24 protein-coding genes are annotated in these 23989 nt (G+C 68.9%); 11 read left to right on the top strand and 13 right to left on the bottom strand.

The genetic code is table 11. The annotated features are described in order from the left end of the window. Nucleotides 1–44: 44 nt before the first annotated feature. The gene (locus BOX17_RS01020) at nt 45–773 is read left to right on the top strand and encodes an aspartate racemase/maleate isomerase family protein (RefSeq protein ID WP_071941643.1); all 729 of its coding nucleotides are present in this window, start codon (nt 45–47) and stop codon (nt 771–773) included. A 122-nt stretch (nt 774–895) separates the two neighbouring features. Further along, complete coding sequence (locus BOX17_RS01015; RefSeq protein ID WP_071941642.1) at nt 896–2203, top strand: peptidoglycan-binding protein; 1308 nt, start codon at nt 896–898, stop codon at nt 2201–2203. A gap of 335 nt (nt 2204–2538) precedes the next feature. Here BOX17_RS01015 and BOX17_RS01010 read toward each other — a convergent pair whose 3' ends face one another. The 3 genes from BOX17_RS01010 to BOX17_RS01000 form a co-directional block, all read right to left on the bottom strand. After that, nucleotides 2539–2886 (bottom strand): putative quinol monooxygenase, encoded by a 348-nt coding sequence (locus BOX17_RS01010; RefSeq protein WP_071941641.1) that lies wholly within the window; start codon nt 2884–2886, stop codon nt 2539–2541. 235 nt (nt 2887–3121) lie between these two features. Then, the gene (locus BOX17_RS01005) at nt 3122–3562 is read right to left on the bottom strand and encodes a DUF411 domain-containing protein (RefSeq protein WP_071941640.1); all 441 of its coding nucleotides are present in this window, start codon (nt 3560–3562) and stop codon (nt 3122–3124) included. Nucleotides 3563–3645: 83 nt separating this feature from the next. Continuing rightward, complete coding sequence (locus BOX17_RS01000) at nt 3646–4473, bottom strand: Spy/CpxP family protein refolding chaperone (RefSeq protein ID WP_071941639.1); 828 nt, start codon at nt 4471–4473, stop codon at nt 3646–3648. 159 nt (nt 4474–4632) lie between these two features. On the opposite strand from BOX17_RS01000, the gene BOX17_RS00995 reads away from it, so the two are divergent. Together BOX17_RS00995 and BOX17_RS00990 are read left to right on the top strand one after the other, a co-directional pair. Next, nucleotides 4633–5103, top strand: coding sequence for a GFA family protein (locus tag BOX17_RS00995; RefSeq protein WP_071941638.1), 471 nt, complete (start codon nt 4633–4635; stop codon nt 5101–5103). A 139-nt stretch (nt 5104–5242) separates the two neighbouring features. Further along, nucleotides 5243–6208, top strand: coding sequence for a YbgA family protein (locus BOX17_RS00990; RefSeq protein ID WP_071941637.1), 966 nt, complete (start codon nt 5243–5245; stop codon nt 6206–6208). A 15-nt stretch (nt 6209–6223) separates the two neighbouring features. Here the strand turns inward: BOX17_RS00990 and BOX17_RS00985 are convergent, their stop codons facing one another. Continuing rightward, a complete protein-coding gene (locus tag BOX17_RS00985) occupies nt 6224–7090 on the bottom strand; it encodes an SDR family NAD(P)-dependent oxidoreductase (RefSeq protein WP_071941636.1) in 867 nt (288 codons plus the stop codon). A gap of 132 nt (nt 7091–7222) precedes the next feature. Here BOX17_RS00985 and BOX17_RS00980 point away from each other — a divergent pair, with 132 nt between their 5' ends. Together BOX17_RS00980 and BOX17_RS00975 are read left to right on the top strand one after the other, a co-directional pair. Continuing rightward, nucleotides 7223–8458, top strand: a complete 1236-nt coding sequence (locus tag BOX17_RS00980) for a methyltransferase (RefSeq protein WP_071941635.1) — start codon at nt 7223–7225, stop codon at nt 8456–8458. A gap of 40 nt (nt 8459–8498) precedes the next feature. After that, nucleotides 8499–9140 (top strand): hypothetical protein, encoded by a 642-nt coding sequence (locus BOX17_RS00975; protein ID WP_071941634.1) that lies wholly within the window; start codon nt 8499–8501, stop codon nt 9138–9140. A 72-nt stretch (nt 9141–9212) separates the two neighbouring features. Here the strand turns inward: BOX17_RS00975 and BOX17_RS00970 are convergent, their stop codons facing one another. The 4 genes from BOX17_RS00970 to BOX17_RS00955 form a co-directional block, all read right to left on the bottom strand. Beyond that, a complete protein-coding gene (locus tag BOX17_RS00970) occupies nt 9213–10232 on the bottom strand; it encodes an extracellular solute-binding protein (protein ID WP_244272180.1) in 1020 nt (339 codons plus the stop codon). Nucleotides 10233–10341: 109 nt separating this feature from the next. Beyond that, the gene (locus BOX17_RS00965; protein ID WP_071941632.1) at nt 10342–12105 is read right to left on the bottom strand and encodes a chloride channel protein; all 1764 of its coding nucleotides are present in this window, start codon (nt 12103–12105) and stop codon (nt 10342–10344) included. 129 nt (nt 12106–12234) lie between these two features. Beyond that, the gene (locus BOX17_RS00960) at nt 12235–12705 is read right to left on the bottom strand and encodes an aminoacyl-tRNA deacylase (protein WP_071941631.1); all 471 of its coding nucleotides are present in this window, start codon (nt 12703–12705) and stop codon (nt 12235–12237) included. Between the two features lie 144 nt (nt 12706–12849). Then, nucleotides 12850–14022 (bottom strand): ChaN family lipoprotein, encoded by a 1173-nt coding sequence (locus BOX17_RS00955; protein WP_086830676.1) that lies wholly within the window; start codon nt 14020–14022, stop codon nt 12850–12852. Nucleotides 14023–14230: 208 nt separating this feature from the next. Here BOX17_RS00955 and BOX17_RS00950 point away from each other — a divergent pair, with 208 nt between their 5' ends. Next, a complete protein-coding gene (locus BOX17_RS00950) occupies nt 14231–14578 on the top strand; it encodes a hypothetical protein (RefSeq protein ID WP_071941630.1) in 348 nt (115 codons plus the stop codon). An 8-nt stretch (nt 14579–14586) separates the two neighbouring features. Here the strand turns inward: BOX17_RS00950 and BOX17_RS00945 are convergent, their stop codons facing one another. From BOX17_RS00945 to BOX17_RS00935, 3 genes are all read right to left on the bottom strand, one after another. Next, nucleotides 14587–15021, bottom strand: coding sequence for a secondary thiamine-phosphate synthase enzyme YjbQ (locus BOX17_RS00945; RefSeq protein ID WP_071941629.1), 435 nt, complete (start codon nt 15019–15021; stop codon nt 14587–14589). An 83-nt stretch (nt 15022–15104) separates the two neighbouring features. Continuing rightward, on the bottom strand, nt 15105–16313 hold the full coding sequence (locus BOX17_RS00940) for an ammonium transporter (protein ID WP_071941628.1): 1209 nt from the start codon (nt 16311–16313) through the stop codon (nt 15105–15107). Nucleotides 16314–16701: 388 nt separating this feature from the next. After that, nucleotides 16702–17040 (bottom strand): RidA family protein, encoded by a 339-nt coding sequence (locus BOX17_RS00935; RefSeq protein WP_071941627.1) that lies wholly within the window; start codon nt 17038–17040, stop codon nt 16702–16704. 135 nt (nt 17041–17175) lie between these two features. On the opposite strand from BOX17_RS00935, the gene BOX17_RS17090 reads away from it, so the two are divergent. Together BOX17_RS17090 and BOX17_RS00925 are read left to right on the top strand one after the other, a co-directional pair. Further along, a complete protein-coding gene (locus tag BOX17_RS17090) occupies nt 17176–18828 on the top strand; it encodes an MBL fold metallo-hydrolase (protein WP_071941626.1) in 1653 nt (550 codons plus the stop codon). 275 nt (nt 18829–19103) lie between these two features. Beyond that, nucleotides 19104–19346 (top strand): phage tail protein, encoded by a 243-nt coding sequence (locus tag BOX17_RS00925; protein ID WP_071941625.1) that lies wholly within the window; start codon nt 19104–19106, stop codon nt 19344–19346. Between the two features lie 167 nt (nt 19347–19513). Here BOX17_RS00925 and BOX17_RS00920 read toward each other — a convergent pair whose 3' ends face one another. Continuing rightward, the gene (locus tag BOX17_RS00920) at nt 19514–21106 is read right to left on the bottom strand and encodes a BCCT family transporter (protein WP_071941624.1); all 1593 of its coding nucleotides are present in this window, start codon (nt 21104–21106) and stop codon (nt 19514–19516) included. A gap of 351 nt (nt 21107–21457) precedes the next feature. Here BOX17_RS00920 and BOX17_RS00915 point away from each other — a divergent pair, with 351 nt between their 5' ends. Then, nucleotides 21458–22240: a bestrophin-like domain gene (locus tag BOX17_RS00915; RefSeq protein ID WP_071941623.1), complete on the top strand. Its 783-nt coding sequence runs from the start codon at nt 21458–21460 to the stop codon at nt 22238–22240. Between the two features lie 97 nt (nt 22241–22337). Here the strand turns inward: BOX17_RS00915 and BOX17_RS00910 are convergent, their stop codons facing one another. Continuing rightward, the gene (locus BOX17_RS00910; RefSeq protein ID WP_071941622.1) at nt 22338–22838 is read right to left on the bottom strand and encodes a lactoylglutathione lyase family protein; all 501 of its coding nucleotides are present in this window, start codon (nt 22836–22838) and stop codon (nt 22338–22340) included. A gap of 145 nt (nt 22839–22983) precedes the next feature. Between BOX17_RS00910 and BOX17_RS00905 the strand changes: the two genes are divergently transcribed. Next, nucleotides 22984–23853: a LysR family transcriptional regulator gene (locus BOX17_RS00905; protein ID WP_071941621.1), complete on the top strand. Its 870-nt coding sequence runs from the start codon at nt 22984–22986 to the stop codon at nt 23851–23853. The last annotated feature ends 136 nt before the right edge of the window (nt 23854–23989 follow it).

Here is a 23989-nt window from a genome sequence, read left to right as displayed (position 1 = left end):
TGACCCGTTGTGCCACGTCTTCAGCCAGACCGGGAGGTCATCGCATGTCGCAAGAACCCTGCCTGGGCATCCTGCTGCCCGACGATGGACCGGATGACTACGAGTGGTACAGCCTCGGCGAGGAGGTGCCCGGGTTGCCGCGTCTGGAAGTGGGCAAGGTGCCGAGTGACGGCCACCATGCCCCTGCGGCGTTGCTGGCGCTGGGTGACGTGGAGCGGCTGGTGCCGATGGGCAGGCGGCTGGTGGAGGAGGAGGGCGCCGAGGCCGTGGTATGGGCCTGCACCAGCGCCAGCTTCATCGGCGGGCTCGACTGGGCCCGAGAGCAGCGTGCCGGCCTGGAGGCGCGACTGGGCGTGCCGGTGACCAGCACTGCCCTGGCCTTCCTGGAGGCGCTCGAAAGCCTGGGACTCGACCGGGTCGACCTGCTGAGTCCCTATCCGGACGATGTCACCCTGAGGCTCGTGAGCTTCCTGCGCGAGGGCGGCGTCGGCGTCATCCACGACAAGGCGCTGGACTGCCCCTATGCCGAGGACTCCCACCGTGCCGACATCCTCGGGGAGGTTCGCCGTTTTCGCCAGCGCTATCCCGATCTCTCGCGGCCGCTGCTGGTCCCCGATACCGCCATCGACTCGCTGCGTCGGCGCGAGGCCATGGTCGAGGCGGCAGGCGGCGAGGTGCTGACCGCCAACCAGGTGACCCTCTGGGCCGGGCTGAAGCGGCTGACGTGGCCGCAACGGCCTGCGTCCTTGCTGGGGCTTCTCGCGGAGCCTTGAGGTCGCGTCGCTCAGCCTGTCATCGATGTTTCCTGACCAGGTGCACTATATTTCCTGCATAGCCCGGCGGTGGTCCTCTTCAGCCGAGCGTCGAAGATGCTCCCCCACTCTGGAGTGAGCCCATGATCAATAAGAGATTGCTGTTCATCCTTCTGCTTCTCGGTAATGTCGCGCTGGCGAGTGCCGACTACAACGATGCCATGCATAGCTTCGAGGAGCAGGAGTACCGCCAGGCACTGCGGGGCTTCTCCAGCCTTGCCGTCGCCGGCGATGCGGATGCCCAGTACATGCTGGGGCGCCTTTACGAGGCCGGCAATGGAACGCCGCAGGATTTCGTGGCGGCGCACAAGTGGTACAACATTGCTGCATCCCGAGGTCACCGACATGCTGCCGCTGCCCGCGATGCGGTGGCCACCAGGATGACGCGTCAGCAGATCGCCGATGCTCAGCAGGCGGCCCGTGCCTGGCAGCCGGGTTCGGTTGTATCTCCCGAGGCATCGACCTCCGTCGAGATGCTGTCGGACCGCGAGCGAGTCGCCGGTATTCAGCGGGAACTCAACCAGCTGGGCTATGATGCCGGTCCTGCCGATGGGCTGATCGGCAGTCGTACCCGTAATGCGATCCGCGACTACCAGGGCACCGTGGGGCTTCCACAGGATGGCCTGGTGACGACGACGCTGCTTGAGCGCTTGCGGAATGAGAGCTCGTCGCCTGCGCCCTCGTCCTCCGCCGAGCAGGCGATGCGTGCCGTGCTCGAGGACAGCTTCCGCGATGGCGACTTCCGACGTGATCCAGCATGGACCGTGCTCAGTGGTCGCTTCGATGTCGATGACCGCGGGTTGCGCAGTATCGTGCAGAAGCCACGTGCGGTCGGGTCCGAAACGCCGACGGAACAGCCGCGGCGGCGGGAGGAGGAGCTCGGTCTTGCGGTCCTGCAACTGATCCTCGAGCAGGCGGGTGGATTGCCCCCGCGTGCCACCGAGACGACACCGGTACCGGAGGTCGAATTTGCAGAGCCCGCCCGGATCTTCGTCGAGGCGCCGGTCGGCAATGACTTTGCACTGGAGATGGAACTGGCGTCCTACCAGCGACCCGGCAGCCTGGAGTTGGGGGTGTTTCAGGGCAGCCAGCCAGGCGGGGGATATCGGCTGGTCTACAACCCTGGGGCACGCCCGGGGCTAAGCCTGGTGCGGCTGACCTCCGAAGGGGGCGAGGTGATCGCCAGCAGCGAGGGCACCCTCGATCTCGAGGACGGCCGTTTCCATACCCTGAACTGGAGTCGCAACGTGGACGGCGGGATGGAAGTGCGGGTGGATGGCCGGCGCGTCATCCAGGCACGTGATCTGCACCTTCGCCAGGGATTCCGCGGCTTCGTACTGGTGAACTATGGGGGAGAATACAGCCTTCGCCGAGTACGCCTGGACGGTTAGTCCGGTAGCACGATCCGCGGCCGGGAAGGACCCGGGAAAGGAAGGAACGGGCAAGCGCCAGGCCAGGGTCGCCGGCTGCGCCGTCCGGCCCATAAGCCGGACCCGGAGGCGCCGCGGAGGTGCCGAGAGGCATCATCCCCCATCCAGGTTGCCAGGAGCCTGCCGAATAGTGGCGGAGTTCCGCCGCTTTCGCCAGCGCTATCCCGATGCCTCGCGGCCGTTGCTGATCCCCGATACCGCCATCGACTCGCTGCGTCGGCGCAAGGCCATGGTCGAGGCGGCCGGCGGCGAATCGCGTTGCGGGGCACCGGCCGGGTGCCCGCTCGTTCCTGGGGTCAGAGTCTCGGGGCGTCGAAGTCGGCCGGTTCGTCGGTATAGACGCAGACGTTGGCATCCTCGATGTCGCCGTCCGGGGCCTCGACCTGGCGGGCGAAGAAGTCACGGATCTCCCGGCGCTGGCAGTGCGCCTCGAAGGCCAAGCGGTTGGTCCAGACCTCGTGGAAGACGATGGGGTAGCTCTCGCCCTGGGCGAAGGGGTTGTCGATCTGGCGGGTGACGGTATAGCGCAGGCAGGCGTCCTCGCGATGGGCATTCGGCTCCAGGGCCTGGAGCGCCTGGAAGACGGCGGCCTCCTTGCCGGGCTTGGGCTTGAAGCTCGCGATGCAGTAGATCTTCTGTGACATGGTGACTCCAGGGGAATGAATGCCGCGCCGACGATACCAACAAGCCCCCATCGCCACCAGCGTGCGGTCATGATCTTCCCCCTGATGGGCGTCATCGGCAGCCAACACCCGCATGGTGGGGCCCACAAATGAGCACTCCCGGCTCGGGGCCGGGAGCGCTGAGGTAAAGGGCGTCAGTTTCTGTGGTTCAGAGTTTCAGAGGCTCAGAGTTTCAGAGGCTCAGAGTTTCAGAGGCTCAGAGCGTCATGAAAGGAGAGTCCCGATGGTCATCGAACTGGTAGACCTCATAGGGCTCGCTCTGGGGGCCGGGCATGCCGGGCGTGCCGATGGGCATGCCGGCGAGGCCGATGCCGTCGATATCGGGGCGTTGCTCGAACAGGGCCTCGATCGCCGCAAGCGGCACGTGTCCCTCGATCACGTACTCCCCCAGCACGACCGTATGGCAGGCGCCGAGGCCGTAGGGCACCCCTGAGGCCTCCTTGACCTTGCCCAGTTCGACGTCATCGACGACGGTGACCTCGATCCCCATCGCTTCGAGGTGCCTGGCGTAGCCGTCGCAGCAGCCGCACTGGGGATTCTTGTAGAGGGTCGCTTCCTCCGGGAGGGCGGCCTGGGCGGAGGCAGCGCCCAACAGCAGAGCCCCGGAGAGCAGCAGGGAGGTGGTCGCACGATTCATGAATGGTCTCCGTAACCGGCCCATGTCACCCATGGGCCTGATCCTGTTGGTGGTCGTCAGCGTACAACCCCGCCTGAGTGGAGTTACTGGCGCTGTTCGTCGGTGAGAAGGTCCTGCAGGGCATTATGCAGCCGTAGCCGTTCGAGCATCATCTGGCCATGCAGTTCCGCCATGCGCTCGTGCAGGGATGACAGCTCGTCGGGATCCGGTCGCTCCTGCTGCATCAGGCCGATCATTTCCTCCTGCAGTTCCCGCATCTGGTTCATGCGCTCGAGCTGGTCAGGCCGATGCGCCTCCATCAGCTCATGCATCTTCTCACGTTGCCCCTCATCGAGCAGCGGCGCGATGCCGCCCGGCCCGTATCCCATCATGCCGGGCCCCATCGGGCCGTAGCCCGGCCCCATCATCATGCCGGGGCCCATCTGGCCGTAGCCTGGCCCCATCATCATGCCGGGGCCCATGTGGCCGTAGCCCGGCCCGTGTCCCATCATGCCGGGTCCCATGCGGCCATAGCCCGGCCCGTGTCCCATCATGCCGGGTCCCATGTGGCCATAGCCCGGCCCGTATCCCATCATGCCGGGTCCCATGTGGCCATAGCCCGGCCCGTATCCCATCATGCCGGGTCCCATGTGGCCATAGCCCGGCCCGTATCCCATCATGCCGGGTCCCATGTGGCCATAGCCCGGCCCGTATCCCATCATGCCGGGGCCCATCGGGGCATAGCCCGGCCCCATCATCGCGCCGGGGCCCGTCTGCCCTTGACCGTACCCCATCATGCCGGGTCCCGTCTGGCCGTAGCCCGGCCCCCGATCATCCTGGTCATGGCCCATCATTCCATGGGCGAGGGCACTGCCGCTGGATCCCAGGGCAAGGGCCAGGCCCAGGGCGAGCGTCGGAAGGCGAAAATTCATGGGTCATCTCCTCTCGAGCCAGGCTGGCTCGTGGTGCGGTCATGGTGGACTCGACCCGCCCGATTGGGCCGGGTCGGGAACTGTCATCCAGCATAGCCGTCCATGGGATGGCACGATTGACGTGTATCAACCTCGCCCTCGACCTGGAGGAGTGATCCCATGCGGCTGGAAGGTTCCTGTCACTGCGGCGCCGTGCGATTTCGCGTCGAATCCCCCCACCCCTATCCCTACCAGCGCTGCTACTGCTCGATCTGTCGCAAGACCGCCGGCGGTGGCGGCTATGCCATCAACCTGGGCGCACTTGCCGACACCCTCGAGGTCGAGGGAGGCGAGCACACGCGGGTCTACCATGCGGTGATCGACGGCCAGCAGAGCGAGGGCGAGCGCCACTTCTGCGGTCGCTGTGGCAGCGCGCTGTGGGTCTTCGACCCGGGCTGGCCCGAGCTGGTCCATCCCTTCGCCTCGGCGATCGACAGCGACCTGCCGATCCCGCCCGAGCGGGTCCACCTGCTGCTGGACAGCAAGGCCTCCTGGGTCGAGGTCGAGGCACGGGACAACGACCGCTGCTTCGCCGGCTACCCCGAGGAGAGCCTCGCCGAGTGGCATCGGCGCCTGGGCCTGGAGCGCTAGCCGGCGGTGATCACTCGGCAGGGGAGTCGGGACTGGCAGCGCGGCTTGGCTGTGCCAAAATGGCGCTGCCCCGCAGGCCATGTCGGGGCGTGGACGCAGCGCGAGCCCAGACAAGAGCGGCAAGAGGAGAATGGCAACTATGGAACAGTCGGCAACCAGGGAAGGGATCCCGGTCGGCATCAGTGCCTGCCTGATGGGCGAGCAGGTGCGCTACAACGGCGGTCACAAGCGCTCCCGCTACTGCCTGGAGGTCCTGCAGGACCGTTTCGCCTTCGAACCCTTCTGCCCGGAGCTCGAGGCCGGGCTCGGCGTCCCCCGGGACCCCATCCGCCTGGTGGGGTTGCTGGGCGAGGAGCCCCGGGTGGTGGGCACCAGGGATCCGAGCCTCGATGTCACCGACCGCCTGGACGAGGTCAGCGAGGCCTTCGTCGCCGACCACCGTCACCTGCGTGGCTTCATCCTGATGAAAGGGTCGCCGAGCTGCGGGCTCGAGCGGGTCAAGGTCTACCATCCCAACGGCATGCCCAGCCACGCCGACTCGGGGGCGTTCGTGCGCGCCCTGCGCCGCCACTTCCCGGAACTGCCGCTGGAGGAGGAGGCCCGGATGAACGATGCCGTGCTGCGCGAGAACTTCATCACCCGGGTCTATGCCTTCGACGACTGGAAGCGCCGGGTGGAGGCCGCCCCCAGCTACCATGCCCTGCTGCAGTTCCACAGCCGCCAGAAGTACCTGCTGATGGCCCACCACGTGGAATCCTATCGCGAGCTGGGGCGCTACCTGGCCGAGTCCAGCAGGCTGCCGTTGCAGGAGGCCATGACCCACTACCTGCAGCGCTTCATGGCGGCGCTCGGCCGGCCGGCCACCCGCAAGACCCACACCAATGCCCTGATGCACGTGCTGGGCTACCTCAAGCAGGCCGTGGACGGCGAGACCCGCCAGGACCTGCTGGCGGCCATCGAGGACTACCGCCTGGGCCACGTGCACCTGGTGGTGCCGATCCGCCTGCTCAAGCACTACGTGAAGCGCTACGGGTCGGAGTACATCCGCGAGCAGACCTATCTCGACCCGCATCCCTATGAACTGGGCCTGCGAAACACCATCTGACGGTCTTTCCGGCCCTCAGGGCTGACGCTCGCCGCGGGTTGCACGCAGTAGTACGCGGTCCAGCATCCGGGTGCCGAGCAGGCGCTTCAGGGTGCCGAACAGGTGGGTCGGCACGGTCACGTAGTAGCGCGCCCGGGGGCGCGGGCTTTCCAGGGCATGCACCAGCTTGTCGACCACGGCGTCGGGTCCGAGGGTGAAGGGCCCTCCATCATCGTGTCCGGCGAGCCGGGCCTCCACGGCGCGGTAGGTGTCGGCATGGGCGCTGTGGGCGGTGTCGATGTGGGCCTTGAAGGCGCGGTAGGCATTCTCGCGGAAGCGGCTGGTGATGGGCCCCGGCTCGATCAGGCTGACGCGGATGCCGCTGCCGTGCAGTTCCTGGCGCAGGGTATCGGTCAGCCCCTCCAGGGCGAACTTGGAGCAGACGTAGGCGCCCCGGTAGGGCATGGCGGCCAGGCCCAGCACCGAGCTGTTCTGCACGATGCGCCCGGCGCCCTGGCGGCGCATCGCCGTCAGTACCCGGCAGGTGAGCTCGTGGGTGCCGAGCAGGTTGGTCTCCAGCTGGGCGCGCAGCACCTCCCGGGACAGGTCCTCCACCGCCCCGGGCTGGCCATAGGCGGCGTTGTTGAACAGCGCATCGAGTCGCCCGTCGGTCGCCTCCAGGACCGCCTCGAGGCAGGCGGCGATCGAGTCGCTGTCGTCCAGGTCCAGGGGGACGGCCGTGAGGCCCTCGTCACGCAGCCGCGCCAGGTCCTCCTCGCGACGCGCGGTGGCGAACACGCGCCAGCCACGTTTGGCCAGGGCGAGGGCGGCGGCCTGGCCGATGCCGCTGGAGGCGCCGGTGACCAGCACGCTGCGGAAGGAGGCATCGGGGGAGACGGGCATCGGTCTGGCTCCTGGCAGTCAAGGTCGGGCGCGCCGGCGCGGCGCAACCCCGCACTCTGTCGCCTGGCGCCCGGCCATGCAAGTCGGTCGCGAAGCTCCTACAATGCGGCCTTCGCCAGAGACCGACCACTTATGTCCCAGTCCCTCTCCCATCAGGACCTCTCCCACCAGGACCGCTTCGCGCGGCTGACCGAGCTGCTGGCCGAAAGGCAGGACCTGTGGCGTCCGCTGCCGTTCCAGCATCGCCGCCCGCCCTGGGGCGAGGCGTGGCCTGGGCTGGAAGCGGCGCTGCTCAAGCTTTCCGACGCGGCCACGACGCGCCTGCAGGACGCTCCCTTCCGCGAGTCGCCGCTGGACGAGTGGCTGCCGGTGGCCGAACTCGCCCGCCTGGTGGAGCTGCCGGAGCTTGCCGGCGACGTCGTCGAGCTGCCGTCGTCCTGGGCCGCCCATGTGGGCGGGCGCAAGTGGTCGCAGATCGAGGCCTTCCTGCCCCGGGTGGGGGCCTCGCCCGGCGAACGACTGGTGGAGTGGTGCGCGGGCAAGGGGCACATGGCCCGGGCGCTCTCGCGTCGACTTGATGCCGAGGTGACGGCCCTGGAGTGGCAGCCGGCGCTGTGCCGGGAGGGGCAGCGGCTGGCCGAGCGCCAGGGGGCCTCGGTGCGCATGGCCGAGCAGGACGTGCTGGCGCCCGGGGCCGGGCGGTGGCTCTCTTCCGATACTCGGGTGGCGGCGCTGCATGCCTGCGGCGACCTCCACGGGCGGTTGATCGAGCTTTCCACCGAGCACGGCAATGCCATGACCCTGGCGCCATGCTGCTATCAGCGTACCGCCGAGGCCCACTACCGGCCCCTGTCGCGACAGGGCCGCGAGCGGTTGGCGGCCTCGGGGCTTTCGCTCACCCGAGAGGATCTGGCCATGGCGGTGCAGGAGACCGTGACGGCCCCGCGCCATGTTCGCCGCCAGCGTGAGCAGGCCGGTGGCTGGCGACTGGGATTCGACCTGCTGCAGCGCGAGGTGCGGGGCGTCGACGCCTACCTGCCGGTGCCGAGCCTGGCCTATGGTCGACTGCCCGGCAGCTTCGAGGCATTCTGCCGGTGGGCGGCCGAGCGGAAGGGGCTGGTCCTGCCGGCCGGCCTCGACTGGCCGGCCTTCGAGGCGGCCGGGCATCGGCGCCGGGCCGAGGTGACGCGCCTGGAGCTGGTGCGCCACCTGTTCCGCCGCCCGCTGGAGGTGTGGCTGGTGCTGGACCGGACCCTGCGGCTCGAGGAGGCGGGGTTCTCGGTGGAACTCGGCACCTTCTGCGAGCGCGAGCTGACCCCGCGCAACTTGCTGCTGCGGGCCTCCCCGCCGTCCCGCCCGCTGGACTGACGGGCTCGCATCGAGGCCCGATAGAGAGGCGAGGTGGCACATGCCCTGGAAACGCATCGCCCTGCTGGGCCTGGTGGGCTGGGGGCTCTTCCACTTCGTGATCGCGCCGCCCGCCGAGGTGGTGGCCACCGCCATCGCCGAGCATCACCCGCTCCCCGAGGGGGCGCCCCTCCTCTCCATCGCCGAACCGCCTCGCCAGGGCGACCTCGTGGCGGCGCCGCGCCGGCTGCCCGTCGAGGGCCTCGACGTCCGGGTGGTGCCCCGGGCCACCTTCGAGCTCACGGCCAGGGTGCTGTCGAGCCGGTCGTATCGTCTGGGCCGTGACGCGCGTCTCTCCCCACTGGACCTGGCGCTGGGCTGGGGGCCGATGGCCGAGGAACCTGTGATCGAGGCGCTCGAGATCTCGCAGCGAAATCGCTGGTACTACTGGCGCACCGACGCCCCGCCCCCCATCCCGCCCCGGACGATCGCGTTGAACAGCAGCAACATTCACATGCTGGCCGGCGATGCCGCGACGATGGCATCCCTCAAGCGTCTCGAGGCCGGGGACAGGGTGACGCTGCGAGGTCACCTGGTGGATATCGAGGGCGATCGCTGGACGTGGCGAACCAGCACCCGTCGCACCGATACCGGCCAGGGAGCCTGCGAGATCATGCTGGTGGACGCCCTGGTGGTGCACTGACCGCCGTCCCGGCGCCACTCGTCCTTCCTTGCCGTCTCTGCTTCCTGCTTGCCTTCTCCTGCCCGCGTGCCGTCACTCCGGTTCCCGCGATTCCCTCGATTTCCGCCAGTCGCGGAAGAGCGCCTGGATGCGTGCCAGGGTGCGGGCATACCAGGTCTCGTCCTTGACCAAGGCCCGTTCGGCATTCAGCGGGTGGGTCGGGATGTGCAGGCGCATGTCCACGCCGGTCTCGGCGTGGGTGGTGACCCGCACGGCCGCCGAGCGACGGGCCGGGCCGTAGGGGATGTGCCGCGCCAGGTCGGCCAGGCGCTCGGTGGTGGTGGCGAAGCGCAGGAATTCCCGCGCCGCCTCGGGGTGGGGGCTGCCGCGGGGAATCACCCAGGTCTCGTGCTCCTGGACCTGGCCGTCCCAGAGGATCGCGATGGGGGCGCCCCGGTTGACCATGGCATCGAAGAAGCGGCCGTTGTACCCCGAGGCCATCACGACCTTGCCCTCGGCCAGCAGGCGCGGCGGGGTATCGCCGGCCTCCCACCATTGGATCTCCTCGAGCTCGTCCAGGCGCTCCAGGGCCAGGTCCAGGCCGCGTCGGGTACTGAGCAGCCGATAGAGCTCCTCCAGGGGCACGCGATAGGAGAGCAGCGCCCACTCCAGGTTGACCGCCGGGGTGTCCTGCAGTGCGCGCGGCCCGGGGAAGCGCCGCTGGTCGAACAGGTCGCCGATCACGGTGGGTCGCCGTCCCGGGAAGGCGTCGGTGCGGTAGGCGACCACGGTGGCGAAGACACTGTGGGTGATGGCGCAGCGGCCGAAGGCGTCCGGCAGGAAGTCCTCCTCGGCCGGGGTGCCGTCCGGGGCCGGAGCCAGCAGCGAGGACGAGAGGGGCTCGAGCAGGCCCTGCTCGCAGGCGGCCATGGCCTCGCTGCGGGTCATGTCGATGAGGTCCCAGGGCACCTCGCCGTCGGCCACGGCGCGACGCAGCTCATCGAGCCCGCCGTCGTACTGCTCCACCGCCACGGGGCGGCCGGTGGCGGCGGTGTAGGGCGCGAACAGGGCTGCCTGCTGGGCGCGCTCGTAGGCCCCGCCCCAGCTCAGCACGGTGAGCGGAGCGTCTCCTGCATATCCGGCCTCGCCGGACGGGGCCGCGAGCAGCACCAGCCACAGCAGGTGCGCCGGCCACCGGCCTGGCCCTTGCCCTAATTCTCGTTCATCCCGTGCCATGTTCCTCCCTTCGCAGCTCGTCGCTGTGTGCCAGGTAGGCCCGGGCGATGCTCGACTCGAAGACCACCCCGAGGAAGGCGTCATCGGCCTCGGCATCGACCACCGGCAGGGCCTCGCCGGTAACGTCCTGGAGCACCTCCATGGCGTCCCACAGCGAGGTGTCCGGCGCCAGGACCGAGCGCGCCAGGCGGACGACGCCACCCACCCGGAGGTCGCCCGCGGTGGCCTCCCGAGCGGCTTCCAGGTCGGCCAGGCCCACGCAGCCCAGGTAGCGCCCCTGCTCGTCGACCAGGTAGCCCTCGCCGTGCCGGGCCTGGCAGAGGGCCGTGACCGCCGCCGCCACCGGGGTCTCCGGGCGCAGGGTCACGCACTCCTCGGTCAGGAGCTCCACCACCGGGGTCGAGCGCAGCACGGCACGCCCGCGCCCCGCGGAGAGATCCAGGCCGCGACTCTCGAGCTGGATATCGAACAGCGAGTGACCGAAGAGCTGGGCGGCGATGGGGCTCGCCAGGGTCACGCTGGCCAGCGCGGCGGTGGTCAGCGCGTAGCTGCCGGTCAGTTCGAAGACGATCAGCAGGCTCGTCAGGGGGGCGCCGATCACCGGGGCGGTGACGGCCACCATGCCGCAGACGGCGTAGAAGACGAAGGTCTCCTGGGGCGCCCCGCTGAACTGGCCGACGAGGCTCCCGCACAGGGCCCCGAACAGCGTGCCGATGACCAGCGCCGGGCTGAACACCCCGCCGCCGAAGCCCATGCCCAGGCACAGCCCCGTGGCGGCGATCTTGAGCACCAGGACCAGCAGCAGCTCGCCGCTGCCGAAGGCCCCGGCGATGGTGGCGAAGCGCAGGGTCTCCTGTCCCATGCCGAGGATGTCAGGCACCCACAGGGCGGCGATCCCGAGCAGGGAGCCGGCCAGGGCGGGTCGCAGCGGCGGGGGGAGCGTCAGGCGCATGGCCAGTCGCGTGACGCCGAGCAGGGTGCCCATGTAGGCCCCTGCGACCAGGGCGCCGAGGCCGCCGATCGCGAGGAAGGCGACGAACTCCCAGGGGTGTGGCACGGCGGTGTCGGCGACATGGAAGAGCGCACCGCGCTCGAGCACGTTGGTGGCGATCACGTGGCCGACGAGGGCGGCCGCGGCCACCGGGGCGAAGGCGCGCAGGGCATAGTGGCGCAGCACCACCTCGTGGGCGAAGACGATGCCCGCCAGGGGCGCATTGAAGGCGGTGGCGATGGCGGCGGCCACCCCGCAGGCGATGGTGATGTTGTCGTCGGAGCGCCCCAGGCGCAGCAGCCGCGCGCCCAGCGAGCCCAGGGTGGCCCCCAGGTGCACCAGGGGGCCGTACTGGCCTACCGAGGCTCCGGCGCCCAGCGAGACCAGCGCGCCGAGCGCCGAGAGGCTTCCGGCCCGGACCGGCAGCCGCCCCCGGCGGGTCTGCACGGCGGCAATCACGTCGGCCGGGGCATGGGGGCGCCGCTCGGGAATGGCGAGGTGCACGAGGCCGACCACCAGGCCGCCCAGCGTCGGCACCGCGATGGTGATGGCCACCAGCAGGCCGGGATGGTCGAACATCATCCGGCTGCGCGGCGAGATCAGCAGGAGGTCATTGAGCGCGAGCACCGCGGCGACGAACCCCACGGCGAACAGGGAGGCGATGGCGCCGATGACGGCGCCCAGGAGCACCAGCCCCAGGAAGCGGACGACGGCCAGCGGGCCTCGGCGGTATCGCTCGGTTGCCGAGATCGAATCCATCCTCACGGTGCAGGCGGGGCGAGCGTGCCGGGCAAGGCGATGCCCCACCATTGCAGCGAGCAGGATGGCAGGGCGGGTCGCAGGAAAGGGCCGCGGCCAGGGGGCGTGGCCGCGGCCCGGACCGGGCGGTCAGTGGTGCCGACTGAAACGGCCATGCGGACTGGTGGTCATCAGGCGGTCGAATTCGCTGCCGCTCATGTGCACCAGGGTCTCGTGGTCACCGGCCTCGAAGTAGATGTCGGGCTGATGGCGTAGCAGGTCGTCGATGTAGACCTGCAGGCCATAGGCCTGGCCCACCGGGCTGGTGGCGCCGGGATCGCAGTCGCGGAACTGCTCGACGATCTGCGCTTCCGAGGCAAGCTCGACCTTCTCGTGAAAAAGCGCCGAGAGCAGGTCGAGATCGGCATCGCAGGTGCTGGGCAGCACGGCCAGGCGGTAACCTGCGTCGCCCTTCAGCATGACGGCCTTGGCCATCTGGTTGCCGGCGACATGCGCTTGCTGGGCGATGCGGCTGGTTGTCACTTCGTGTGGATGGGGCACTTCCTCGAAGTCGATGTCACAGGCTCGGAGGTACTCCCGTATCGTCATGGGCATGCTCATGACACTTTCTCCTTCGGCCACTTGGGCCGGGAACGACAATGGTTGGCTAGCTTCCGGTGATGTTGCTCTCCATACCTTCAGCATAGTCGTTCCCGGAGGCGGCGAGGCGCGCCCTGCGCCGCGTCATGCCGGGCCCGAGGCCCCTCAGCTCGGGGGGAAGCGGGCCAGCCGCTCCTCGGTGACGCCGTCGCGCCGGACCCCCAGCGGCAGCAGGGTGCCCGGGGCCTGGCGACGCAGGAGGGTGGTGAGGTCGGTGGGGGTGTCCACGGCGACCCCGGCGGCGCTGACGATGACATCGCCCTCGGCGAGGCCCGCCCGCTCGGCCACGCTCCCCGGCTCGATGCGGCGCACCCGCACGCCGTCCGGGTGCGCCTCGAGCAGCACCCCCAGGCGCAGGGGCGCGGAAGGCTGGAACGCAGACTCGTCGCCCAGCACGTAGAGGGCGTCGGCTCGCCCCGCAGGAGCCATGCAGTCGCCCGTCGGGGTCCAGGGCAGCAGGGTGCGGTGGTCGTCGAGGCCGAGGTCGTCGAGCTGGTAGGGGACCCCCTCGCCGTTGGCCAGGTGCCCCTCGCCCATCAGGCCCACCACCAGGGTGTCTCGCCCTGCGGCCTCCACCAGCGCCGCAGCCATGGCGCGGTCCCAGACCAGCTGGGCGCCGATGAAGCGCTCGAGGCCCGCCGTGTCGTCGTCGCGGTCGACGTGCTGGTCGTAGATCGCCGTGAGGCGGTCGCGATAGGCCGGCGAGGCAGGGGCCGGCGGGGTGATGCCGAAGCGCTCCTCCGCGGGGACGGCCTCCCAGCCTTCCATGGCCAGCCGACCGCGCAGCGCCGGCGTGACGTTGAGGGCCACGAGCGGGATCCGCTGCATCCGCGCGAAGTGCAGGATCGGCAGGTAGAGGGCGGGGTCGAAGCCCCAGGCCCGCTGCCAGTCGCTGGCCGCCAGGAAGCCGGGCTCGTCGAACTCGCCGGCCACCCAGGCGTCCAGCGCCGGCTGGGCCTCGCGGGGCAGCATCTCCAGGCCGATCACCATGTCCGGCCGATAGGCATGCAGGGCGGCCAGGGTATGCAACTGCCAGCGGTGATGGTCGATCCGGTCGTGGCGCTCGCCGAGCAGCAGCACGCGATGGTCGGTGAGCTCAGGCATCAGCGCCGCGGTGGACAGGCGCTCGCCGCCGCGGGTCTGCCACTGGCCGGGAAGGGGGCAGTCATCGGCCAGGCTGGCAGGAGACGCGAGGGGCAGGAGGAGCCCGGCCAGGACGGCCCAGCGGCAGAGGTGGCGACAACGGGAGCGGAAACGCAAGGGGCGGGATCGCGGCATCGGTGACTCTCGGCGTGGGTGGCGGGCCATGCCCGACATCGGCACAGGGGTGGTGTCTACCCTAGCCCGGGGCCCGGTGGGGGAAAAGGGCCGCGACGTCGCATTGCGATGACGCGACAGGGGGGCGTCGGCGATACTGGCGCGGACATCGGTCTTTGATCAGCCACTGGCTATCAGTACTTCGAATCAGTACTTCGAGAGGGACGTGATGACAGCTCACGCAAGACCGGCCGCCACCTGCCTGGCGATCCTGCTCGCCGGGCTCCTGCTGGGGGCCTGCAGCGACGAGAACGCCGTCGCCGAGGTGCCCCTGCCAGTGCTCGCCAACAATCCCGCCGCGCACGACGACAGCCGCGTGGCGACCCAGGGCGTGGTGCGCCGCTTCGAGGACCCGCTGCACTACTGGATCGAGGACGAGGACCTGCACCGGGTCGAGCTCTTTCCCCAGGAGCGGATCGCGCCCTACCTGGGCGAGGCCGTCCGGGTGCAGGGACACTTTCGTTTCTCGCCCAGCGAGGGGCGACGACTGACGCTGGAGAGCGTCGAGCGGCGGTGAGGGCTGTCCTATTCCTGCCCGTCCCGGCTTCCCTGCAATGTGGCGACCAGGCGGCGGGAGCCGCCATGGTCGCGGTGCTCGCCGAGCCAGATGCCCTGCCAGGTCCCCAGGGCCAGGCGTCCGCCTCTCACGGCCACGGTCAGTTGGGTCCCGAACAGGCTGGCGGCCACATGGGCCGGCATGTCGTCGTCACCCTCGAGGGTATGGCGGAAGTAGGGCAGGTCGCCGGGCACCAGGTCACGCAGGAAGGCGTCCATGTCGTGGCGCACGTCCGGATCGGCGCTCTCGTTGAGGGTCAGCGAGGCCGAGGTGTGCAGCAGCTGCAGGTGCACGAGCCCCACCCGGCAGTCCAAGAGCCGCGGCAGGCCGGCGACGACCTCGTCGGTGACCCGGTGAAAGCCCCGCGAGCGGGGCGACAGGACGATCTCGCGCTGGTCCCACATGGTGGTCGTTGTCTCCCGTCATCGAACAGGCCTCCAGCATAGGGAAGGCCGGGGCGACATTCATCCCCCGGCCCGTTGCTCGATCAGTCCCAGGCGTTGGCCCCGATGCGGTGCACGCTGACGTCGGCGCCGTTGAACTCCTCCTCCTCGCTCAGGCGCAGGCCGGTGATCATGGCGATGGCGCCATAGACCAGCAGGCCACCGACCACGGCCACCAGCACCCCGGCCAGCGAGCCGATGAGCTGGGAGGCGAGGCTGACGCCGCCGAGGCCGCCCAGCCCAGCCTGGCCGAAGATACCCGCGGCGATGCCGCCCCAGACGCCGCAGACGCCATGCAGCGGCCAGACGCCGAGCACGTCATCCAGGCGCTCGATCCGATCCTGGGCCCACTCGAAGAGGTAGACGAAGATGGCTGCGGCCACGCCGCCGGTGACCAGGGCGCCGACGGGGTGCATCAGGTCGGAGCCGGCACAGACCGCCACCAGGCCGGCCAGGGGGCCGTTGTGGATGAAGCCCGGGTCCTTCCTGCCGAGCACCATCGAGATGACGATGCCGCCGACCATCGCCATCAGGCTGTTCACCGCGACCAGGCCGCTGATGCCGTCGAGGGTCTGGGCCGACATGACGTTGAAGCCGAACCAGCCGATGGTCAGGATCCAGGCGCCGAGGGCCAGGAAGGGGATGTTGGAGGGGGCGAAGGCCACGACCCGACCGTTGCGATAGCGCCCGTTGCGAGCGCCCAGCAGCAGCAGGGCCATCAGCGCCACCCAGCCGCCCACGGCATGCACCACCACGGAGCCGGCGAAGTCGTGGAAGCCTGCACCGAAACGATGCGCCAGCCACTCCTGGATGCCGAAGTTGCCGTTCCAGACGATGCCCTCGAAGAACGGATAGACGAATCCGACGATCAGCGCGGAGGCGACCAGCATCGGGTAGAAGCGGGCCCGCTCGGCGATGCCGCCCGAGACGATGGCCGGGATCGCCGCGGCGAAGGTCATCAGGAAGAAGAACTTGACCAGCTCGTAGCCATTGCCGGCGGTCAGCTCGCTGGCGCTGTGCAGGAAGTGGGTGTCGTAGGCGACGAGGTAGCCGACGAAGAAGTAGGCGATGGCGGAGACGCCGAAGTCGGTCATGATCTTGACCAGGGCATTGACCTGGTTCTTGTGGCGTACCGTGCCGACCTCGAGGAAGGCGAAGCCGGCATGCATGGCGAGGACCATGATGGCGCCAATCAGGATGAAGAGCGTGTTGGCGCTCTGGGTCAGGGTCTGGACTGCACTCGTGATATCCACGTCGGTGATCTCTCCGGATGCGTTGGTCGCCCCCTCGGGGCCTCTGGGACTTGTAGGACCTCCCTGCGATGCAAGAGATGTTCCATGTTGGCGCATCCGGATGGAAGCCAGGGGGTTGGAGGCTTCCCGATGGTGCATATAGCCGAGGAGGGCGCACGGCCGCCATGGGTATGCACACATATGGTGCTCAAGGGGGCTTCGATGCACTGCTTCGGTGAAGAGGTCGCCCGTGGAGGGCCCCGGCGTCGATGGTCGGGGTCAGGCTGGGGTTCCCGTGCGGCGCCGTTCCCCCTCAGGGGGTGGAGCGATCCGCCTCCGGTGGCGCGTCGCTCTCCTTGCTGCCGGCGGGGCGGCGGGCCATCACGGTGATCTCCACGTGGGCGCCGCCCTAGAGGCGGGGCGACTGGGTGCAGGTGCGCGCCGGGTAGCGATGGGCCTCGAAGAACTCGGCGTAGGCGGCGTCCATGTCGCGGATCAGGTCGAGGTCGGTGATGTGCACGTCGACCCTTACCACGTCGGCCATGTCGCAGCCGACGGAGGCCAGCATGCGCTGGAGGCTGCGCATCACCAGGCGGGTCTCTGCCTGCATGTCGCCGATCACGGTCTCGCCGCCCTGGATATCCTCGACGGTCAGCCCCGAGAGGAAGATGTAGTCGTCGTCGATCACCAGATGGCTGCCGGGGAAGAGCGGAAGGGGGAGGGTGGCGACGTTGTGGTAGGTCGGCATGGGGGACTCCGTCTGCGGTGATGGCCTGTCCAGAGTCTAGCCAGTGGCCTGCGCCCCGCCCCGCCAGGTGGTGGGCGGCGGGCCCTCGGCATGGTATCTCTGGGTCCTGCCCCGTTCACTGCCCGGAGCCGGCCCATGACCCCAGCCCCCGAGATCCGTCCCGCCGCGACCCTCGCCCTGGTGCGCGACGGCGACCGGGGGCTGGAGGTCCTGCTGTTGCAGCGCACCTGGCAGGCGGCCTTCCTGCCCGGCTATTTCGTCTTCCCCGGCGGGGCCGTGGACCCCCAGGACCCGGACCTGCGGGCCTGTGCCTCGGGACGCGGCGACGCCGCCGTCAGCCAGACCCTGAGCCTCGATGAGGGCGGGGCCGACTACATGATCGCGGCCCTGAGGGAGTGCCTCGAGGAGGCGGGCCTGCTGCTGGCCGTGGATGACCAGGGGCAACTGCCGGCGGGCGATCACCCCATCCTCACGGCCGGTCGGGAGGCGCTGCGGCGCGGGCAGGCGAGCTTTCGCGCCCTGTGCGAGCAGCATGGCCTTGGCCTGCCGCTGGACCGGCTGGCCTACCTCGGTCACTGGGTCACGCCCCGGGGGGCGCCGCGGCGCTTCGACACGCGCTTCTTTGTCGCCCTGGCGCCGCCGGGCCAGCAGGCGGCGCACGACGGCAGCGAGACCATCGCCCATGCCTGGCTGACGCCGGCCCGGGCCCTGGCGGATCACCGGACCGGCCGCTTGCCGCTGGGGTATCCCACCCTCCGCACCCTGCGCATCCTCGCCGACTTCCCCACCGGCGAGGCGCTGATGCGCCATGCCCATGCCAACCCGCCGACCCCGAGGCCCAGCCGTCCCTGGCCGGCTCGCAAGGGGGGAACCGCCTGGCAGGTCGAGCCGGATGCCCCGGCCTATGCGGAGGTGAGCCGTCTCGATCCCGGCCGGCAGGGGATGGCCAGTGCCGAGATCTTGCCCGGCAGGGCGGTGAGGCTGGCGCCGGGCGTCACCCGGGTCACCGCGGCCAACCCGGGCGTGATGACGGGGCCGGGGACCAACAGCTACCTGCTCGGCGATGGCGACGACCACGTGGTGATCGACCCCGGTCCCGAGCTGCCCGAACACCAGGAGCGTCTGCTGGCGCTCGCCGGGAGGCGAATCTCACGGATTCTGGTCACCCATACCCATCGCGACCACTCCCCGGGCGCGGCCCTGCTGAGCGCACGCACCGGTGCCCGACTGGTCGGCCACCCGGCGCCGGCGGGGGAGGGACAGGACGCCGGCTTCGCACCGGACCACCGGCCCCGGCATGGCGAGCGCCTCGAGACTCCCGCGGGCCCCCTGACGGTGCTGCACACGCCGGGGCATGCCTCCAACCACCTCTGCTACCTGCTGGAACCCGCGCGCCTGCTGTTCTCGGGCGACCACGTCATGCAGGGCTCCACGGTGGTGATCAACCCGCCGGACGGCGACATGGCCGCCTACCTGGACGCGCTGCATACCCTGCTCGAGCGGCCCGTCGACTTCATCGCGCCGGGCCACGGCTTCCTCATCGGCGAGGCCCACGCCGCCATCGACTTCCTGATCACCCACCGGCTGGCCCGGGAGCACAAGGTCTGTCGGGCGCTGAAGCGCCATGGGCCGGCGAGCCTGGAGGCCCTGACCCGCCACGCCTACGACGACGTGCCGGAGGCGCGCCAGGGGATCGCGGCCCGCTCGGCACTGGCCCACCTGCTCAAGCTCAAGGCCGAGGGGCAGGCCCTGGAGCGCGGCGGGCAGTGGGCGCTGCGGGCGCCCTGACGCTCCCTTCGGGGGAGTTCCGGCCTCCCTCGCCTCGGAAGGCCGCGGGTCTCGGGGGGCGTTGCAAATCCCGGGGCGCTATCTAGGCTTATCGATCAAGGCCGCGGTTATTGCCTCTCGCTATGACACAGAGCGGACGGCATGACGCAGCGCTCCCCGTCGTCCGCTGGCAAGACAGCCCTCTGGGGACCTCCGGCAGTCCGGGGAGAGTCGCAAGGGCATCGATTCATGGAGGCCGACGCACATCGCGTGGCCATGGAAAAGAGGAAGGCTTCATGGAACCGTTCATCGGTCAGATACAGCTGTTTCCGTACAATTTCGCGCCCCGCGGCTGGGCGTTCTGCGAAGGCCAGATGCTGCAGATCGAGCAGAATACGACGCTCTACTCCCTCATCGGCAACACCTACGGCGGGGACGGGCGAACGACCTTCGCCTTGCCCGATCTCAAGACCAAGAACCTGGATGACAATCTGCATTACTGCATCGCGCTGCAGGGCGTCTATCCCAGTCGGGGCTAGGCGGTATCCCTTGTCCTGACACCTTCTCTCGGGAGGGCATCAGGCCGACGACAAAGGCCCCGAACCAGCTGGCTGGTTCGGGGCCTTGTGCATCATGGCGTCGCGCCAGGTGCCGCGAGCATCAATGCGATGGCCGGCGCCATGTCGCGACGCCAACCCGCCGGGGATCAGTGACGCGCGGCGGCTGCCGCCTGGCCCCGCGGTGCCACCACGCCCTGCTCGCGCGCCATGGCATAGGCCGCCTGGGGCCCGGTCCACAGCGAGGGCAGCAGTACGAGCGAGACCGGGATGGCCGTGATCACGATGAACTGCTGCAGGGCGCTGATCTGGCCCGCACCCATGTAGAGCAGGATGCCCGCCATCAGGGCCATGGCGATACCCCAGAAGGCGCGCACCAGGCGATGCGGTGCATCGTGGCCGGTGCAGACCACGGCGATGGCGTAGCTCATGGAGTCGCCGGTGGTGGCCACGAAGATGCTTGTCAGCAGCAGTATGGCCATCGCCATGAGGCTGCCGCCGGGCAGCGCCTGCGCCACGGTGAGGGTCGCCACGTCGAACTGGAAGTTGTTGAGCGCCTCGGTGAGGTCGATGACGCCGGTCAGCTGATAGTGGATGCCGGAGCCGCCGAGCAGGGTGAACCACAGGGCAGTGGCGATCGGCGCCATCACGGCGACGGCCAGGATCATCTGGCGGATGGAGCGGCCTCGCGAGATGCGCGCCACGAAGATCGCCATCAGCGGACCGTAGCCGATGAACCAGGCGAAGAAGAACACCGTCCACCACTTCATCCACCAGGCGGGCGCCGTCTCGGAGGTCATGGTCGCCATGGTGAAGAACGAGGAGAGGTACTCGCCGAAGCCCTGGGTGAAGGCGTTGATCAGGAACTGCGTGGGGCCGAAGACCGCGATCACCGCCGCGATGGCGAGCGCCAGGAAGACGTTGAAGCGGCTGAGGACCTGGATGCCCTTGTGGATGCCGGTCATCGCCGAGGTGACGTAGACGGCGCCGAGCACGACCAGGATGGCCAGCTGGGTGCCGTAGCCCTGGCCGATGCCGAACAGCTCGCCGAGGCCGAAGCTGACCTGGGTGGCGAGGAAGCCGATGGGGCCGACGGTGCCGGCGACCACGGCGATCACGCAGCAGGCATCGACCACGCTGCCGATCCAGCCCTTCATGACCCGCTCGCCGAGGACTGGGTAGAGCAGGGTGCGCGGCTGCAGCGGCTGACCCTTCACGTAGTGCGCGTGCGCCAGCACCACGGCGGTGAGCGTGCCGAGCACGGCCCAGGCCAGGAAGCCCCAGTGCATGAACGACTGGGCCAGGGCGCCGGCCACCGCCTCGGCGGTGCCGGCTTCGGTGTCGAAGGCCGGCGGGGTGACCACGAAGTGGTAGATCGGCTCACCCGCGGCGAAGAAGACGCCGCCGCCGGCCAGCAGGGTGCACATGATCATCGACAGCCACTTGAAGGTGCTGATCTGTGGCGCATCGAGGTTGCCGACCCGGGCCTCGCCGGCGGGGGAGATCGCCACCCCGATGCCGACCAGGAAGGTCAGCAGCAGCAGCAGCTGGAAATAGGTGCCGAGCGTAGCGGCCGTCCAGGTAAAGCCGCTGGCGATGCCGTCGGCGACCCCCTGGATGTCATACAGGGAGAGCCCCACGAAGGCGATGATGAAGCCCACGGTGAGCAGCAGGACGAGAGGATCGCCGAAGCGTGACAGTAGACCCGTCCGTGAGTCGGCGGTCTGGTCATTCTGGGACATGGCGGATGCTCTAGTTGGGAGAATTTTCGGCGGCGAGGGACGCAACGCCGACCAGAGCGCCCGCATTCTACCAGATGTTCGACCAAGGTCTAAAGGGTGGTCGCCGTTGTCTTCCTGGCCTGGGGCGCACTTCCGGCGACCCGCCTGCGCCTGGTCTAGAATCTCCACGGTGACACAAAGCCGCTTGATTCAGGGTCGGGCATCGAACCGCCCGCGACGGTGATGGCACGCCCTGTTCAATGGCCAGCGGGTGGTGCCATGCCGGTCGGCGACCGGGCAAGCGCCTGACATCGATGGCCGGACGCAATGGCGCCGACGCCCGTCGACATGCCGGATAATGGACCGGAACCGATGACCTACCTTTCCCATCTGCCCAACGCCCTGCTGATCGTCGTGATCGTCCTCATCGCCAGCGCGCTGGCCCTGGTGCCGTATCTGCTGGCGCGCAGGGTCATGCTGGCCAGGGCCGACGAGCACTCGAAGGATCTGGCCGGGTCCGTGCTGTTTCGCATCGGTGCCCTGCACAGCCTGATCCTGGCGCTGATCTTTGCCCAGGAACTGCTGAACTTCAGCGAGGCGAGACATGCGATGACTCGTGAGGCCACCCTCGTGGGGGATATCTACTATGACCTCCAGCGCTATGACGACGAGGCCACCGCCTCGGTGCAGACGCATCTCGTCGACTACACCGCCATCGTGCTGGAGCGGGAGTGGCCAGGCCTGGCGAGGCAAGGGCAACTGGATGAGCAGGCCTGGGCGGAATGGCAGCACGTATATCACGCCATCCTGGACCTGGTCCCCGAGACGCGTCGACAGGACTCCCTGAGGGAGATCATGCTGGGCCAGGTCCGCGAGCTCTCCGAGCTTCGCATCAATCGGGAGACGGCCGCGCTGGTGGGCACCAACGACCTGTTCTTCTTCGCGGCCATTGCCGGCATCGTGGTGATGTCGATCGGCTACTTTCCCTTCCCACCCACTCCGGTGAACCTGACCCTGCTGCTGCTGTTCGGTGTCTACACGGGGCTGGTGCTCTACTTCATCATCGCCTTTTCCAACCCCTTCAGCGCCCCCGGCTATGTCGAGCCTTTCCGCTTCGAGCGATTGTACGAGGGGATGGTGGGCGCCACCGGCTGACGATCCCGTCCGCATTCGATGGCGTCGACAGGCCCCGGGTCAGTGATCCGGCTCGGGGCCTGTCGCGTGACGCAGGATGACCCAGGGTGGCGGGGCGTCAGTAGGCACCCTCGCTGTAGGTCAGCTCGTAGCTGTGGCTGTAGATCTCGAGGATGTTCCCGAACGGGTCCTCCATGTAGATCATGCGATAGGGCTTCTCGCCCGGGTAGTAGTAGCGTGGCTTCGCCATGCGCTTCCGGCCGCCGGCGGCGACGATGCGCTCGGCCAGCCCCTCGACGTCGGGGTCCTGCACGCTGAAGTGGAATACGCCGGTCTTCCAGTACTCGAAGTTGTCCTCCGGGTCCTCGGCGTTGTTGAACTGGAACAGTTCGACGCCGATCCGGTCGCCGGTCGACAGGTGGGCGATCCGGAAGCTGCCCCAGCCGCTGCCGAACACGTCGGTGCACATCTCGCCGATGGCGCTGTCGTCCTCGACGACCTCCGACGGTTCCATGATCAGGTACCACCCCATCACCTCGGTGTAGAACTCGACCGCCTTGTCGAGATCCGGCACCGAGATGCCGATGTGGGAGAAGTTCCTCGGGTAGACGTTGTTCATGACCTGTCCTCCTGTGTTTCTGGGTAATGGCGTCGGGAATGTCGATGGGGGAGTGTCGATAGGGGACATCGACAGGGAGGGAGTGTACGGGCATTAGATAATCACTTAAAATTATCATTTATCATTTTGATGAGTATGGGCTGTAATGATAAATCCCGTCTGGCTGCGCAGCTTCTGCACCCTGGTGGAGGTGGGGCATTTCACCCGCACCGCCGAGCGGCTGCACATGACCCAGTCCGGTGTCAGCCAGCAGGTGAGCAAGCTCGAGTACCAATTGGGGCGCGACCTGCTGGTGCGGCAGGGCAAGCGGTTCACGCTCACCGATGCCGGAGAGCGCCTGTATCGGGAAGGGCGGCAGATCGTGCAGTCGCTGGACAACCTCGAGCAGCGGGTGGGAGCGGATCCGGCCTACGAGGGCGTCGTCCGGGTCATGTCGCCCGGCAGCGTGGGGCTCAAGCTCTATCGTCACCTGCTGGCACTTCAGCGGCGGCACCCGGCGCTGGTGATCGACTACCGCTTTGCCCCCAATGCCGACGTGGAGCGGGCCGTCGCCGGTGACGAGGTCGATATCGGCTTCATGACGACGCCCTCCTCGCTGGAGGAGGTCAGCGCCAGGCCGGTGGCCCGGGAGCCGCTGCTGCTGGTCACGCCGATTGATGCGGCCGAGCCCGACTGGGAGACGCTTCGCCGGCTGGGCTTCATCGATCATCCCGACGGCGCCCACCATGCCGGCCTGCTGCTGGGCGCCAACTACGCCGAGTTCGAGCACGTCCACCAGCTCGAGAAGACCGGGTTCTCCAACCAGGTCAACCTGATCCTCGAGCCCGTCAGCCTCGGACTGGGGTTCACGGTGCTGCCGGCCCATGCGGTCGAGGCCTTCGACAAGCCACGGCGGGTCAGGGTCCACTCGCTTTCGCACCCCGTCAGCGAGACGCTCTACCTGGCCAGCCACCGCCGCAAGGCCATGCCGAATCGGGTCAAGACGGTGCTGGACGAGGCAACGCAGCACCTCTAGTCATGGCCGATGCCTCGCCAGGTCTTGAAAAGTGGTCGACCGTTGGCGGAAACCGTCGTTGACGGGGACGGACTGCGTTAACCTGATTCATGAGATTTTTCATGCCGTCCCGGGGAGCGGCCCACTCCAACCAGTA

The sequence above is a fragment of the Halomonas aestuarii genome (genome assembly GCF_001886615.1).
Taxonomy (GTDB): Bacteria; Pseudomonadota; Gammaproteobacteria; order Pseudomonadales; family Halomonadaceae; genus Halomonas; species Halomonas aestuarii.
Note: the sequence above shows the minus strand (reverse complement) of the source record. Positions and strands in the feature narration are given on the sequence as shown.

Coding starts and splice junctions, on each gene's coding strand:
- BOX17_RS00905 (WP_071941621.1), top strand. CDS start 22,984: ATGATAAATCCCGTCTGGCTGCGCAGCTTCTGCACCCTGGTGGAGGTG.
- BOX17_RS00990 (WP_071941637.1), top strand. CDS start 5,243: ATGGAACAGTCGGCAACCAGGGAAGGGATCCCGGTCGGCATCAGTGCC.
- BOX17_RS00925 (WP_071941625.1), top strand. CDS start 19,104: ATGGAACCGTTCATCGGTCAGATACAGCTGTTTCCGTACAATTTCGCG.
- BOX17_RS00995 (WP_071941638.1), top strand. CDS start 4,633: ATGCGGCTGGAAGGTTCCTGTCACTGCGGCGCCGTGCGATTTCGCGTC.
- BOX17_RS00915 (WP_071941623.1), top strand. CDS start 21,458: ATGACCTACCTTTCCCATCTGCCCAACGCCCTGCTGATCGTCGTGATC.
- BOX17_RS00960 (WP_071941631.1), bottom strand. CDS start 12,705: ATGAGCATGCCCATGACGATACGGGAGTACCTCCGAGCCTGTGACATC.
- BOX17_RS00985 (WP_071941636.1), bottom strand. CDS start 7,090: ATGCCCGTCTCCCCCGATGCCTCCTTCCGCAGCGTGCTGGTCACCGGC.
- BOX17_RS01020 (WP_071941643.1), top strand. CDS start 45: ATGTCGCAAGAACCCTGCCTGGGCATCCTGCTGCCCGACGATGGACCG.
- BOX17_RS00980 (WP_071941635.1), top strand. CDS start 7,223: ATGTCCCAGTCCCTCTCCCATCAGGACCTCTCCCACCAGGACCGCTTC.
- BOX17_RS00965 (WP_071941632.1), bottom strand. CDS start 12,105: ATGGATTCGATCTCGGCAACCGAGCGATACCGCCGAGGCCCGCTGGCC.
- BOX17_RS00955 (WP_086830676.1), bottom strand. CDS start 14,022: ATGCCGCGATCCCGCCCCTTGCGTTTCCGCTCCCGTTGTCGCCACCTC.
- BOX17_RS01005 (WP_071941640.1), bottom strand. CDS start 3,562: ATGAATCGTGCGACCACCTCCCTGCTGCTCTCCGGGGCTCTGCTGTTG.
- BOX17_RS00945 (WP_071941629.1), bottom strand. CDS start 15,021: ATGTGGGACCAGCGCGAGATCGTCCTGTCGCCCCGCTCGCGGGGCTTT.
- BOX17_RS00935 (WP_071941627.1), bottom strand. CDS start 17,040: ATGCCGACCTACCACAACGTCGCCACCCTCCCCCTTCCGCTCTTCCCC.
- BOX17_RS00975 (WP_071941634.1), top strand. CDS start 8,499: ATGCCCTGGAAACGCATCGCCCTGCTGGGCCTGGTGGGCTGGGGGCTC.
- BOX17_RS00950 (WP_071941630.1), top strand. CDS start 14,231: ATGACAGCTCACGCAAGACCGGCCGCCACCTGCCTGGCGATCCTGCTC.
- BOX17_RS01000 (WP_071941639.1), bottom strand. CDS start 4,473: ATGAATTTTCGCCTTCCGACGCTCGCCCTGGGCCTGGCCCTTGCCCTG.
- BOX17_RS00910 (WP_071941622.1), bottom strand. CDS start 22,838: ATGAACAACGTCTACCCGAGGAACTTCTCCCACATCGGCATCTCGGTG.
- BOX17_RS01015 (WP_071941642.1), top strand. CDS start 896: ATGATCAATAAGAGATTGCTGTTCATCCTTCTGCTTCTCGGTAATGTC.
- BOX17_RS17090 (WP_071941626.1), top strand. CDS start 17,176: ATGACCCCAGCCCCCGAGATCCGTCCCGCCGCGACCCTCGCCCTGGTG.
- BOX17_RS01010 (WP_071941641.1), bottom strand. CDS start 2,886: ATGTCACAGAAGATCTACTGCATCGCGAGCTTCAAGCCCAAGCCCGGC.
- BOX17_RS00920 (WP_071941624.1), bottom strand. CDS start 21,106: ATGTCCCAGAATGACCAGACCGCCGACTCACGGACGGGTCTACTGTCA.